The organism is Pseudomonas sp. FBCC-B1565, from assembly GCF_059133265.1.
The window spans coordinates 4767174-4780965 of the sequence record NZ_CP101438.1 but is presented as its reverse complement, the minus strand read 5'-3'; the positions used below and the strand labels follow the sequence as shown (position 1 = coordinate 4780965).

Annotated in this window: 14 protein-coding genes; 7 read left to right on the top strand and 7 right to left on the bottom strand. The window is 60.1% G+C overall.

The window, feature by feature from the left end; all coding sequences use genetic code 11:
- Window positions 1-2: 2 nt before the first annotated feature.
- From rfbH to NL123_RS22095, 4 genes are read right to left on the bottom strand one after another with little or no spacing between them, the layout of a single operon-like run.
- On the bottom strand, window positions 3-1316 hold the full coding sequence (rfbH, locus tag NL123_RS22110) for a lipopolysaccharide biosynthesis protein RfbH (RefSeq protein WP_494356338.1): 1314 nt from the start codon (window positions 1314-1316) through the stop codon (window positions 3-5).
- 24 nt (window positions 1317-1340) lie between these two features.
- Complete coding sequence (gene rfbG / locus NL123_RS22105; protein WP_058424488.1) at window positions 1341-2426, bottom strand: CDP-glucose 4,6-dehydratase; 1086 nt, start codon at window positions 2424-2426, stop codon at window positions 1341-1343.
- A 2-nt stretch (window positions 2427-2428) separates the two neighbouring features.
- Window positions 2429-3202, bottom strand: a complete 774-nt coding sequence (gene rfbF, locus NL123_RS22100) for a glucose-1-phosphate cytidylyltransferase (protein WP_248487098.1) — start codon at window positions 3200-3202, stop codon at window positions 2429-2431.
- A gap of 12 nt (window positions 3203-3214) precedes the next feature.
- Entirely contained in the window at window positions 3215-4204 is a 990-nt protein-coding gene (locus tag NL123_RS22095) for an FAD-binding oxidoreductase (protein ID WP_248487100.1), read from the bottom strand.
- Window positions 4205-4706: 502 nt separating this feature from the next.
- On the opposite strand from NL123_RS22095, the gene NL123_RS22090 reads away from it, so the two are divergent.
- The gene (locus NL123_RS22090) at window positions 4707-5039 is read left to right on the top strand and encodes a ComEA family DNA-binding protein (protein WP_058424485.1); all 333 of its coding nucleotides are present in this window, start codon (window positions 4707-4709) and stop codon (window positions 5037-5039) included.
- Between the two features lie 15 nt (window positions 5040-5054).
- Here NL123_RS22090 and NL123_RS22085 read toward each other — a convergent pair whose 3' ends face one another.
- A complete protein-coding gene (locus tag NL123_RS22085) occupies window positions 5055-5633 on the bottom strand; it encodes a TetR/AcrR family transcriptional regulator (protein WP_248487102.1) in 579 nt (192 codons plus the stop codon).
- A gap of 121 nt (window positions 5634-5754) precedes the next feature.
- Between NL123_RS22085 and NL123_RS22080 the strand changes: the two genes are divergently transcribed.
- Window positions 5755-6399 (top strand): GntR family transcriptional regulator, encoded by a 645-nt coding sequence (locus NL123_RS22080; protein ID WP_058424483.1) that lies wholly within the window; start codon window positions 5755-5757, stop codon window positions 6397-6399.
- 15 nt (window positions 6400-6414) lie between these two features.
- Entirely contained in the window at window positions 6415-7263 is an 849-nt protein-coding gene (locus NL123_RS22075; RefSeq protein ID WP_248487104.1) for an urea carboxylase-associated family protein, read from the top strand.
- Between the two features lie 8 nt (window positions 7264-7271).
- On the opposite strand, the gene NL123_RS22070 is transcribed toward NL123_RS22075, so the two are convergent.
- Window positions 7272-7439 carry a DUF2897 family protein gene (locus NL123_RS22070; RefSeq protein WP_003172675.1) on the bottom strand — a complete coding sequence of 56 codons (168 nt, stop codon included), beginning with the start codon at window positions 7437-7439 and terminating at the stop codon, window positions 7272-7274.
- Between the two features lie 112 nt (window positions 7440-7551).
- Window positions 7552-8916, bottom strand: a complete 1365-nt coding sequence (eat, locus tag NL123_RS22065) for an ethanolamine permease (protein WP_494356337.1) — start codon at window positions 8914-8916, stop codon at window positions 7552-7554.
- A gap of 398 nt (window positions 8917-9314) precedes the next feature.
- On the opposite strand from eat, the gene kdpF reads away from it, so the two are divergent.
- The 4 genes from kdpF (at window position 9315) to kdpC (ending at window position 13788) form a co-directional block, all read left to right on the top strand.
- Entirely contained in the window at window positions 9315-9404 is a 90-nt protein-coding gene (gene kdpF, locus NL123_RS22060) for a K(+)-transporting ATPase subunit F (protein ID WP_003218754.1), read from the top strand.
- Between the two features lie 9 nt (window positions 9405-9413).
- Window positions 9414-11108 carry a potassium-transporting ATPase subunit KdpA gene (gene kdpA / locus NL123_RS22055; protein WP_248487107.1) on the top strand — a complete coding sequence of 565 codons (1695 nt, stop codon included), beginning with the start codon at window positions 9414-9416 and terminating at the stop codon, window positions 11106-11108.
- Window positions 11109-11120: 12 nt separating this feature from the next.
- Window positions 11121-13178, top strand: coding sequence for a potassium-transporting ATPase subunit KdpB (gene kdpB / locus NL123_RS22050; protein ID WP_371858643.1), 2058 nt, complete (start codon window positions 11121-11123; stop codon window positions 13176-13178).
- A 64-nt stretch (window positions 13179-13242) separates the two neighbouring features.
- Window positions 13243-13788 carry a potassium-transporting ATPase subunit KdpC gene (gene kdpC / locus NL123_RS22045; protein ID WP_248487108.1) on the top strand — a complete coding sequence of 182 codons (546 nt, stop codon included), beginning with the start codon at window positions 13243-13245 and terminating at the stop codon, window positions 13786-13788.
- Window positions 13789-13792: the final 4 nt, after the last annotated feature.

Here is a 13792-nt window from a genome sequence, read left to right as displayed (position 1 = left end):
GCCTAGAAACCAATCCCGAAGAACTCTTCCAGCTTCTCACCGACAAAATCGAAATGCTCCTGGCCCAGCGCCGGCTGCACGCCGAGCCAGAAGGTCTGGTTCATGGTGCGGTCGGTATTGGTCAATTCGCCAACCACTCGGTATTCCAGATTCTGGAAGTAAGGCTGGCGGGTCAGGTTGCCGGCGAACAGGAGGCGTGTGCCGATTTTGTGCTGGTCAAGGTACTTGAGCAGGTCGACACGCTTGACGCCGCTGCTTTCCTTGAGTGTTACCGGGAAGCCGAACCACGATGGGTCGCTGTTGGGTGTTGCCTCGGCGATTTCGAGGAATTCGGACAGGCTGGACAAGCGCTCTTTGAGCAGCACGAAATTGCGCTTGCGCGTGTCGATGAAGTCCTGGGCGCGTTCGAGTTGCGCCAGGCCGCAGGCGGCCTGCATATCGGTGATTTTCAGGTTGTAGCCCAGGTGCGCATACACGTACTTGTGGTCATACCCTTGAGGCAGGCTGCCATATTGCTGGCCGAAACGGTCGCCACAGGTGTTGTCGCAGCCTGGCGCGCAGTAGCAGTCACGGCCCCAGTCGCGGAACGACTCGGCAATCACTTTGAGCATCGGGTTGTTGGTGAATACCGCGCCACCTTCGCCCATGGTGATGTGGTGCGCCGGGTAGAAGCTGAGGGTGGCGATATCACCGAACGTGCCGACCAGCTTGCCATCGTAGGTGGCGCCCAGGGCGTCGCAGCAGTCTTCCACCAACCACAGGTTGTACTTTTCGCACAGCGCCTTGACCTTGCCCAGGTTGAACGGGTTGCCCAGGGTGTGAGCCAGCATGATTGCCTTGGTTTTCGGCGTGATGGCGGCTTCGATCAGGTCGGCATTGATGTTGTGGGTGGTCATGTCGACGTCGACGAACACCGGGATTGCGCCAAATTGAACGATAGGGTTGACCGTGGTCGGGAAGCCCGCTGCCACGCCAATCACTTCGTCGCCCTTTTTGATCGCCCGCTCACCCAGTTTGGGCGAGGTCAGGGTGCTGAAAGCAACCAGGTTGGCGGAAGAGCCGGAGTTGACCGACAGCAGGAATTTGACACCGAGGAATTCAGCCAGCTTTTTCTCGAATTCAGCATTGAAGCGGCCGGTCGTCAGCCAGCCGTCCAGGGAGGCCTCGACCATCAGTTGCAGCTCTCGTGCCCCGATCACTTTGCCGGACGGCGGGATAACGGTCTCACCGGCCACGAACGGCTTGCTCGCCAATGCGACCTTGGCGTATTGCTCGACGAGCTTGCTGATTTCCTGGCGGAGCATATCGGGTGTCATGAAAATTCCTGCTAAAAAATAGAGTTAGTTGCTGTTGGCACGCATGGCGAGCATGTAGGCGTCGATTTCATCCAGGCAATGGGCCTGCATGTCGTTGCCGCTCAACCAGGCACGATGCCAGGTAACAATCCGGGCGAGCGTGGTTGCAAGGTTCCAGCTGGGTGTCCAGTGCAGGTGCGCGCGCGCCTTGGAAATGTCCAGCTTGAGGTAGTTGGCCTCATGCGGCTGCGGGTCCTGGTCCAATTGCCAACTGGCCCCTGTGCCCCAGGCCTGAACCATGTGATCAAGGATCCATTCCACCGGGCGTGCGTCTTCATCCTTGGGGCCGAAATTCCAGCCCTGGGCAAAGTGATGCCCTTGGGTCCAGAGGTGTTCAGCCAACACAAGGTATCCACTGAGTGGCTCCAGCACGTGTTGCCACGGCCGGGTGGCCTTCGGATTGCGTATTGTGACGGGCTGACCCTTCTCGAAGGCACCCAGAATATCAGGTATCAGCCGGTCTTCTGCCCAATCGCCGCCGCCAATCACATTGCCCGCCCTGCCGGATGCCAACGCTGCGCCTTGCGGATGGTTGAAAAACGACTTGCGGTAGGCGCTTGTGATCAGCTCCACACAGCCTTTGCTGTTGCTGTAGGGATCATGGCCGCCCATGGGTTCGTCTTCACGATAGCCCCATTCCCACTCACGGTTCTCGTAGCATTTGTCGGTGGTGACGTTGACGATAGCCCGCAGGTTGGGACATTGCCGCGCAGCCTCCAGTACGTGCAGGCTGCCCATCACATTGGTGGCGTAGGTCTCGACCGGCTCGCGGTAAGACAAACGGACCAATGGTTGCGCCGCCATGTGAATCAGCACGTCGGGATTAAAGCGCGTCATGCTTTGGGTGATGGCCGCCAGGTCGCGAATGTCGCCCTGCTCCGACTCCATGCCTTCGGCCACCCTGGCCTCGACGAACAGGGCAGGGTGGGTTGGCGGCGCCAGGGCAAAGCCCTTCACCTGTGCGCCCATGCTGGTCAGCCAGAGTGACAGCCAACTACCCTTGAACCCGGTGTGGCCGGTCACGAAGACTCTTTTGCCTTGCCAAAAGGCAGGAGAAACGGTCGACTTCATATTCAGTCCCAGGATTTCCAGGGCGCTTTGCCGGACTGCCAAAGCTCTTCCAGATAGTGTTTGTCACGCAGTGTGTCCATGGGCTGCCAGAACCCCGGGTGTTCGTAAGCCATGAGCTGGCCTTCGGCGGCAAGCTTCATCAGCGGCTCCTGTTCCCAGGTGGTGCTGTCATCCTCCAGGTATTTGAGCACTGTGGGGCTCAAGACAAAGAAACCACCATTGATCAGGGCACCATCACCCTTGGGTTTCTCCTTGAAGTTCAGCACTTGGCCTTTCTGGATATCCAGCGCGCCAAAACGGCCGGGCGGGAACGTTGCAGTGAGCGTCGCCGCTTTGCCGTGCGACTTGTGGAAGGCCAGGGTCGCGCCGATATCAAGATCGCTGACGCCATCACCGTAGGTAAAGCAAAAGGCTTCTTCGTCTTTGACGTAGTCGGCGACGCGACGCAGGCGACCACCGGTCATGGACTCGTCGCCGGTATCGACCAGGGTGATGTTCCAGTCTTCGGCGCGTTGGTCGTGCACCTTCATGGTGTTGTCGCGCATATTGAAGGTGACATCGGACATGTGCAGGAAATAGTTGGCGAAGTATTCCTTGATCACATACCCCTTGTAGCCACAGCAGATAATGAAGTCATTGATGCCGTGCGCGGAGTACATCTTCAGGATGTGCCAGAGAATAGGTTTGCCGCCAATCTCGACCATGGGTTTTGGGCGTACGCTGGTTTCTTCGCTTAGCCGCGTTCCCAGGCCACCGGCCAAAATAACTGCTTTCATGCTGTCTCCGGGTCAATTCGAGCTTACAAAGGCGTCAGAATGGAAATGTTTGAGGGGCAGGCCAGCCTGCGTCAGCAGCTCGCGTGCGGCGTGGATCATGGCTTCTGAGCCACAGGCATAGACCGAGGTATCGGCCAGGTCAAGACTTTCTGCAAGGACGGCCTGTTGAACGTAGCCTGTTGCACCGGGCCATTGTGTATCCGCACGTGAGAGCACGGGGCGGTAGGTCAGGCCCAGCGATGGAAAATCAGGCTGCCAGTACAAGTCCTGCTCCGTACGGCCGCCCCAGTACACGTAAATGCGTTTGCCGCTGAGTGTTTCCGGTGCGTCACTCAAGCCTTCAAGCATGGCTTTGACCGGGGCGATTCCGGTTCCGGTTGCCATGAACACCAGGTTCGTCGTGCTTGCACTGCGCAAGCAGAAGGTGCCCAGCGGGCCTTCCAGCCTGAGCAGGTCATTGGCTTGGGCTCCGCCAAACCAGTACTGGCTCATCACGCCATCGGGTACTTGGCGGATATGCAGTTCCAGCTTGCCATCCTCACGCACGGCATTGGCGATGGAGTAACTACGTCGCACACCGTCTTTGCCTATGACGTCGATGTACTGCCCCGGAAGGTAGAAGAGTGCGCTTTTTGGAGGCGTTCGGAGGACAACCCTTAGTACGTCGTCCGCCAGGCGCTCCAGGGTATCGAGGCGGCAAGGCATGGTTTTGATCTGGATGTCGGCCAGCAATCCCAGGTCTTCGATGTCCAACTCGACATCGGTGACGGCGGCCCGGCAGCACGTCAGGATGGAACCGCAGGCACGCTCTTCTTCCGTCAGCGCGAGTTCCGGTTGCACCACCTCTGTATCGCCTTGAAGCACGTTGGCCTTGCACACGCCACAACGGCCCGTACGGCAACTGTATTCCAGCACTGTGCCTTGGGACTTGGCGCAATCCAGAAGGCTCTTGCCGGGTTCAGCCGTAAACGTCTTGTGGTTCGACAATGTAACAATCGACATGCGTCAGGCACCATGCTCAGGGTTGGCGTCGCAAGGATTCGACTCGTCCACTGGAGTGCGAGGGACGGCCGCCATCGGCCCGATACTTTTGATACCCATGTACGTATACATCTCCTGTCGTCATTGCCCTGAAAGTCATACGACATTCAGCGCGCAGACTACGCCCCTGGCCGGGGTCATTTTTCGTAGAGTTTAAAGCGGATAGAAGCCGCTGGCGGAAGGCCCCACCAGTTGAATCGCATATACAACTCGCAGCAACATCGCAGCGTGTTGCTGATTATTGAATAACGGACTGCCTATTGATGGCGGCAATTCTACCTGCTTGGGACCGTAACTGGAAATGCAGGATATCCGGGGCCTGCCCAGGCCGTTTCACTGGCATTGAGTGGGCGGGTCATACGCTGTTACCGATCCGTTTTTGACTCCTTCCAAACATCACCTAAGTTTGAAATGCAGCTTAGGAAAGCTGCATTTCCTTTATCGATGTCATGGAGTGTCACCAATGCAAAACGCCTATATCGCCTCCTTAATCTTCGCCTTCCTCACCACCCTCTCTGTCACCACCACCGCAGCGCCCTCCGTCAAAACCGAGGCTCCAATCCCGATCACGACCCAAATGTCCAAGGCAGAGCAATCCGCCAAGGTCAATCTGAACGCCGCCGATGCCGAAACCCTGCGTCGTGACCTCTTTGGCATCGGCGCCGCCAAGGCCAAGGCGATCATCGCCTACCGCGAGAGCAATGGTCCGTTCACTGCTGTTGATGAACTACTGGAGGTGAAGGGCATCGGCAAGGCGCTGCTGGAGAAGAACCGCGAAAGGATTGTAATCAACTGAGCACAGGACGGCCGGTCACCGACCGGCCATTCCATCATCCGAAACCTGTGCCTTCAGGCTTTCCCTTACTACGTCCAGAATACGCACCGCCAGCGCTGCGCTTTCGACACTTCTGGCCAGCGCCAATGCGCCCACTAGCGTCGACATCATTACCAGGCTTTCTTCATCGGCATTCGTGCTAATCAGCGTCGCTTCCACCTGCTGCAAGCGCGCCCTCAGTACCGCGTCCGTGGTCGGACTCTGCTGGCCCCTCAACCCCAACTCCGAGCACATGGTAGGCAATGGGCAACCCTGATCCGGCGAGGCTCGATGCCATTCAGATAAGTAACTATCAATAAATGCCTCAAGAGGGCGTTCCTGGCTGAACAACATTTCGCAATGCGCATCCAGCTCGGCAGCTGCGGCTTGCAGCGCCTTTTCTACCAGTTCGTCCTTGGATTTGAAGTGGGCATAGAACCCGCCATGCGTCAGGTCCAGAGCCTTCATCAAGGGCTGCAGACCGGTCGCGCCGATCCCGTCGCGACGAAAGCGTACAGAGGCTTCCTTGATGATGCGTTGGTGGGTCTTGGCTTTGTGGTCGGATGAGTAACGCATAGGTGGGCCTCAGTGACAGGCTGGCATTTTAACCAACTTGAATCTTTTTACACGCTGACACGTTGGCATGAAAAGTGATTACCTACCCATCGAGGATTGTTCAACAATCATGAAGGTAGCCATGACACTCAGTTTGTCTCTCGCCGACCAGATTGCCCTGGAGCTTCGCGCTGACATCATCGGCGGGCGACTGCTGCCAGGAATGCCTTTGGTCGAAGTAGAACTGGTCAAAGCCTACAACGCATCGCGCAACACGATCCGTGAAGCGTTGCACCGCCTCGGGCAAGAAGGGTTGACCCGTTATGTGCGCAACAAGGGGGTGATGGTCCGGCGGTTGGCGCGAGAGGAGGTGCGTGATTTGTTTGTCGTGCGCCGCACTCTGGAGTTGCAGGCCATCGCCCAGAGCGGTCCCCTGACGGAGGATCAATCCGAACGCATGCAGAACGCCATCGACGCCACCACCCTGGCCCGCGAGCGTGAAGACTGGCGTGCGGTCGCCACCCATAGCCTGGTGTTTCACCAGCACATCGTCGGGTTGATGCGCAGCCCGTTGTTCGATGAGTTTTTTGCCCAGGTCATCGCTCAACTGCGCTTGGTGTTTTGCGCTGCGCCTGATGAGCAGCGTTTTCAGTCGCCATGGCTGGAGCGTGATCGTGAGATCTACACATTATTGGTCGAGCAGGATAAATCGGCGGCGGGGGAGGCGATGAGCCTGTACCTGGATGATTCGGAACGCCTGTCCCTGGCCTTGTTTAACCACCCCTGATCGAGGATCTGCACCATGTACAAAGACTATCCGGCCGCTTATCAGGTCAGTAAAGGTTCGGCGTTGCAGGTCGACACGGCGTTTTACGAACGTATTCGTGACCGAAAAGACCAGCGCACGCTGACCGAGCAGTTTGAGGTGCCGATTCGTACGGGGAGGGCGTGGAAGGTGCCAGCCGGGCATGTGTTCCGTGTGACCACGCCGGTCGGCCCGCAGGTGGGTGATTTCAACGTATGGAATGCCAATGACCCCCGTGAGCGCCTGTGGGCGGCGCGTACTCGCCAATTGCAGGGCGCCCATGTCAGCACCCATGACCGCTTGTGGTCGAATTTGCCATTCCTGCGGCCTTTGGTGACGATCACGGATGACAGCCTGGCCAGCTACGGGATCGATGAGCACGGCGGGCGGCTGCATGATTTGCTTGGCACACGTTGTGATCCCTATGTTAATCGGATGCTCACCGGTGAGGACTTCCATCACCATTGCCACTCCAACCTGACACGTGCGGTTTTGCCCCACGGACTGACGGAATTCGACGTGCATGACGTGCTGAATATTTTCCAGTGCACTGGTCTCAATCACGACGACATGTACTTCATGAAGGCCTGCCCTGCACAGAAGGGCGACTACCTGGAGTTCTTTGCCGAGATTGATTTGCTGTGCGCGCTGTCTACGTGCCCCGGTGGGGATTTGTCGCTGCCGATGTGGGGGCCGGAGGCGCAGGACCCGCTGACGGTGTGCCGTCCGCTGGGGGTTGAGATCTACACGTTGGAGGATGAGTTGCTCAATGGCTGGCGCCAGCCGGAACGTGCTGCCTACAAGGGGCAGCACGGGTTGCATATTGCCAAGGCGGATTGGGAGTAACCCAAGGCTCAGCGATCCTGCGCATCCTTGGCATCCGCCTGGGCGTTGCGCTCGGCCACACGCTTGCGTTGTTCGTCGGTGAGTTCAACTTTGTTGGCGCTGTCACGCAGCATCATCAGCCCACCGACGATCGACCCGATCGCAACTACCATAATCAACCACGCATACCACGGCATAAGGCTCTCCTTGAGGCAGATTGCCGTGGGAGAGTTTTCCCACGGTAATAACTGCTTTGAGTGACGGGCTTTCTTACTAGTTCAGTGTAGGCCCGTTCTGCCTCGTAGTAGATCAGAGCCCGGTCAACATCGCATCCGCCGGTGCATCGGCACGGTCTTGCGCAGTCATCTGGAAGTAGGCGAACCCCACCACCATAAAGCCCAGGAAGATCAGCCCGATCAGCGTGTTGAACCAAGCCATGGCCACCAGGCACACCACCGCCAGCACCAGTGCTATGCCCGGCACGATGGGGTAACCCGGTGCACGGAAGGTGCGCTCCAGCAGCGGTTCGGTCTTGCGCAGTTTGAACAGGCTGAGCATGCTCATGATGTACATCACGATGGCGCCGAATACCGCCATGGTGATCATCGCCGCGGTCAGTGTCATGCCACCCAGGTTGATCAGGCCGTCGCTGTAGATCGCCGCGATGCCGATCACGCCGCCGGCGATGATTGCACGGTGGGGGGTCTGAAAACGCGACAGTTTGGCGAGGAAAGACGGCAGGTAACCGGCGCGTGCCAGGGCGAAGAACTGGCGCGAGTAGCCCAGGATGATGCCGTGGAAACTGGCCACCAGGCCGAACAGGCCGATCCACACCAGCATGTGCAACCAGCCGGAGCTGTCGCCGACCACGGTTTTCATGGCTTGTGGCAGTGGGTCGTTGATGTTCGACAGGGTGCGCCAGTCACCCACGCCGCCGGCGAAGAACATCACGCCCATGGCCAGGATCACCAGGGTCAGGATGCCGCTGATGTAGGCCTTTGGAATGGTGCGCTTGGGGTCTTTGGCTTCTTCGGCGGCCATCGCGGCGCCTTCGATGGCGAGGAAGAACCAGATGGCGAAGGGAATCGCGGCAAACATGCCGGCAATCGCCGGTGCGCCAAAAGTATCGGAACCGGCCCAGCCATTCAGGGCAAAGTTACTGAAGCTGAAGGCGGGTGCCACTACGCCCATGAACACCAGCAATTCAGCGACGGCGAGCACGCACACCACCAGTTCGAAGGTGGCGGCGAGCTTAACGCCGAGGATGTTCAGGCCCATGAACACGATGTAGGCACCGACGGCCGCGTGTTTGGGGTCCAGCGCCGGGAACTGCACATTCAGATAGGCGCCGATGGCCAAGGCGATGGCAGGCGGCGCAAAGACGAATTCGATCAAGGTCGCGAGCCCCGCGATCAAGCCGCCTTTCTCTCCAAAGGCACGACGGCTGTAGGCAAACGGCCCACCCGCATGAGGAATGGCGGTGGTCAGTTCGGTGAAGCTGAAGATGAAACAGGTGTACATCGCGGCAACCATCAATGAGGTCACCAGGAAGCCCAGGGTCCCGGCGACGCCCCAGCCATAGCTCCAGCCGAAGTACTCCCCGGATATCACCAGCCCGACCGCGATGCCCCATAAGTGCAGGGTGCCCAAGGTGGGTTTGAGTTGTGTGTTCATCGTGATGCGCTCCCTGAACGGTTTGGAATGATTCAAGGTGTTGCAGCGGACATGCCATGCCTCACAACCGTGTCGTAAAGCGGCGCAACTGTCGTCTGGGAGATGGTTTGGCGTTTGAAATTTTCCGGTGTCGCACCAGATAAGTGCGCGGGTGGCTGGCAGGGCCTCATCGGGGGCAAGCCCCCTCCCACATTTTGACCGGTGTACGCAGGCCCTGTGTGGGAGGGGGCCCCCGATGAGGCCCTCCAATCCAGCACAACCCTCCCTGTAAACCCCGCATAAACTCACTCTTTACGCCGTCTTTACGCCCCGCCCGCACCCTCGCTCTCGTTCCTTTACGCCACTCCTGCCGACAATTGCCCCACACGCGGCACTCGCCGCTAAACGGAGAGACTTCCATGAGCGTTCTGGACGGGGTGTCACTGCTATTGGCCGTGGCGCTGTTCATTTATCTGCTGGTTGCGCTGTTACGCGCGGATCGGAACTAGGAGCTGGCCATGCACAGTTATGACTATTGGCTGATCATTGCCTTCTTTGCCGTGGTGCTGGTGCCGGCCCCGTTCCTGGGGCGGTTCTATTACAAAGTGATGGAGGGGCAGCGCACCTGGCTCACACCGGTGTTCGGCCCTGTGGAACGCGCCTGTTATCGCCTGTCGGGCGTGGATGAGCATCAGGAACAGAGCTGGCAGAAGTACATGCTGGCGTTGCTCGCTTTCAACCTTGCGGGCTTTTTGCTGTTGTTCGCGATCTTGTTGTTCCAGGACTACCTCCCACTGAACCCGCAGAAATTGCCGGGGCAGGAATGGACGCTGGCGTTCAACACTGCAGTCAGTTTCATGACCAACACCAACTGGCAGTCCTACAGCGGTGAAGCGTCACTGAGCTACCTCAGCCAGATGGCCGGCCTGACCGTGCAGAACTTCGTCAGCGCGGCGACCGGTCTGGCCGTCCTTGTCGCTTTGTGTCGTGGGATCGGTCGCAAATCCACCAAGACATTGGGCAACTTCTGGGTCGACATGACCCGCGCCACCCTCTACGGCTTGCTGCCGTTGTGCCTGGTGCTGGCGTTGTTCCTGGTGTGGCAGGGCGTCCCCCAGACCTTCGCCCATTACGTGGATGCCGTGACCCTGCAGGGTGTGGATCAAGTGATCCCCCTGGGCCCGGCGGCCAGCCAGATTGCGATCAAGCAATTGGGCACCAACGGCGGTGGCTTCTTCGGTGTCAACTCGGCGCATCCGTTTGAAGACCCTACCGCTTGGGCAAACTTGTTCGAAGTGGCGTCAATTATCCTGATCCCCGTGGCGCTGGTGTTCACCTTCGGCCACTACGTGAAGGACCTGCGTCAGAGCCGCGCAATCCTCGGCTGCATGCTGGCGTTGTTCATCATCGGCGGCGCGACCTCGCTGTGGGCCGAATACCAGCCCAACCCGACCCTGAACAACCCGGCCGTGGAGCAGACTGCGCCACTGGAAGGCAAGGAGGCACGCTTCGGTACCACCGGCACGGTGCTGTGGTCGGTGACCACGACAGCGGCGTCCAACGGCTCGGTCAACGGCATGCAGGACAGCCTGAGCCCTCTCAGTGGCATGGTCGCGCTGGTCAACATGATGGTCGGCGAAGTGATCTTCGGCGGCGTCGGCGCTGGCATGTACGGCATGTTACTCAACGTGTTGATTGCAGTGTTCCTCGCCGGCCTGATGATTGGCCGCACCCCGGAATACCTGGGCAAGAAGCTGCAGGCCAAAGAAGTGCAATTGCTGGTGGTGACCTTGCTGGTGATGCCGGTGGGCGTTCTGGTGCTCGGCGCCATTGCCGCCAGCCTGCCTGGCCCGGCCGGCGCGATCAGCAACCCTGGCCCCCACGGTTTCAGCCAGTTGCTCTACGCCTACACCTCGGCCAGTGCCAACAACGGCTCGGCGTTCGGTGGCTTCAGCGCCAACACCCCGTTCCACAACCTGATGCTGGGCCTGGGCATGTTGATCGGCCGCTTCGGCTACATCCTCCCGGTACTGGCCCTGGCCGGTAGCCTGGCGATGAAGAAGACCGCACCGATTGGCCAGAACAGCTTCCCGACCCATGGCCCGCTGTTCGTGACCCTGTTGACCGTGACCATTCTGCTGGTGGGCGGCCTGACCTTCCTGCCGACGCTGGCACTGGGCCCTATCGCTGAACATCTGAGCATGGGCTTCTAAGGGGATATGAAAATGAATATGCCTGCAAAAAACGCAGCTCCTGCCAAAACCCAGGAGCCTGCCAAAACCGCCATCTCCGCCCTGTGGCGCCCGGCGCTGGTCCAGGCGTTCGTCAAGCTGGACCCGCGCCAGCTGCAACGCTCGCCGGTGATGCTGGTGGTCGAGTTGACCGCCATCCTCACCACCGTGTTGTGCTTTGTGCCCGACACCGCCGTGCCGACCTATGTCGCCGTGCAGATCGCCGTGTGGCTGTGGTTCACCGTGCTGTTCGCCAACTTCGCCGAAGCCTTGGCCGAAGGACGTGGCAAGGCCCGCGCTGACAGCCTCAAGGCCGGCAGCGAAGGCCTCAGCGCACGGCGCAAGGAGGCCGATGGCAGCTTCAAGGTCGTGCCGGCCACCAGCCTGCGCAAAGGTGATGTGGTGCGTGTCGCCGCCGGGGAAATGATCCCCGGTGACGGCGAAGTCATCGAAGGCATCGCGGCGGTCAACGAAGCGGCCATTACCGGTGAGTCGGCACCGGTGATCCGCGAGTCCGGCGGCGACCGTTCGGCGGTCACCGGCAACACACGCCTGGTGTCGGACTGGCTGCTGATCCGCATCACCGCCAACCCGGGCGAGTCGACCCTGGACCGCATGATCGCCCTGGTGGAAGGGGCCAAGCGCCAGAAAACCCCCAACGAAGTGGCGCTGGACATTCTGCTGATCGGCCTGACCCTGATCTTCCTGTTGGTGGTGGTAACCCTGCAGCCGTTCGCCCATTTCGCCAGCGGCAGCTTGCCGTTGGTGTTCCTGGTCGCACTGCTGGTGACGCTGATTCCTACAACTATTGGCGGATTGCTGTCGGCCATCGGCATCGCCGGTATGGACCGTCTGGTGCGCCTCAACGTGATCGCCAAGTCCGGGCGTGCCGTGGAAGCTGCGGGCGACGTGCATGTGTTGCTGCTGGACAAGACCGGCACCATCACTTTCGGTAACCGTCGCTGTGCGGCAGTGGTCGCGGCGCCTGGCGTCAGCGGCAAGGAAGTGGCCGAGGGCGCGTTGTTTGCCTCCCTGGCGGATGACACGGCGGAAGGTAAATCCATCGTCGAATACCTGCGCGCCTTGCACCCTCAAGCCGAGCCGAGCGCAGACGAACTGACGGCCGTGCCGTTCAGTGCTGAAACCCGCTTGTCCGGTGTCGACTACCAGGGCCGTGTGTTCCGCAAAGGCGCGGTGGATTCGCTGCTGGCCTTCATCGGTCAACAACGTCGCGACTTGCAGCCTGCGCTGTCGCGGGAAATCGACAAGATCGCCCAGAGCGGCGGCACCCCGTTGTTGGTGTGTGCCGACGGCAAGTTGCTCGGCGCGATCCACCTGAAGGACGTGGTCAAGCCGGGCATCCGTGAGCGTTTCGCCGAGCTGCGCAAACTGGGAATCCGTACCGTGATGGTCACCGGCGACAACCCGTTGACCGCCGCCGCGATTGCCGCTGAAGCGGGCGTGGACGACGTACTGGCCGAAGCCACCCCGGAGAAAAAACTCGCCCGCATCCGTCATGAGCAAAATGATGGTCGCCTGGTGGCGATGTGCGGCGACGGCGCCAACGACGCCCCGGCGCTGGCCCAGGCGGACGTCGGCATGGCGATGAACGATGGCACCCAGGCTGCGCGCGAGGCCGCCAACATGGTCGACCTCGACAGCGACCCGACCAAGCTGTTGGACGTGGTGCAGATCGGCAAGGAATTGCTGGTGACCCGTGGCGCATTGACCACCTTTTCCATTGCCAACGATGTGGCCAAGTACTTCGCGATCCTGCCGGCGCTGTTCGCCTCGATCTATCCGCAACTGGGCGTGCTCAACGTGATGCACTTGCAGAGTCCGCAGAGCGCGATCCTTTCGGCCATCGTGTTCAACGCGCTGATCATCGTGGTGCTGATCCCCCTGGCGCTGCGCGGTGTGCGCGTACAGGCAGCGAGTGCGGCGGCATTGCTGCGGCGCAACCTGCTGATCTACGGGCTGGGCGGGATTCTGGTGCCGTTCGTGGGCATCAAGGCGATCGACATGCTGCTGACTGCGTTGCACCTGGTTTGACCCGATTCCTGTGGGCGCCCGGCGGGTGCCCACAGGTTGCAATGACCGAATTGAGGAATCCGAAATGTCCAACATGATCCGCCCGGCCCTGAGCCTGCTGGTGCTCATGACCCTGATTACCGGCGTCGCTTACCCACTGGTGGTGACCGGTGTCGCCCAAGTGGCTTTCCCGGACCAGGCCAATGGCAGCCTGGTACGCGATGACAGCGGCAAGGTGCGTGGCTCCAGCCTGATCGCCCAGGATTTTACCGGTGACAACTGGTTTCACCCGCGCCCCTCGGCTGGCGCTTTTGCGACGGTCTCCAGCAGTGCCAGTAACCTTGGTCCAAGCAACCCGGCGCTGGCGACGCGTATCTTCGATGACGCGAGTAAACAGCTGGTGCCGAGCCAGGGGCCGGTGCCTCTGGTATCGCTGACTACCTCTGGCAGCGGTCTTGATCCACACTTGCCACCACAGGCGATTGCCTATCAACTGGCGCGGGTGGCGGCGGCGCGGAATGTGCCGGTGTCGACCTTGCAGCGCTTGCTCGATGAACACATCGAAAGCCCGCTGGTGGGCCCGCCGGTGGTGAATGTGCTGGCGCTGAACATGGCCCTGGAAAAGTTGTAGGCCG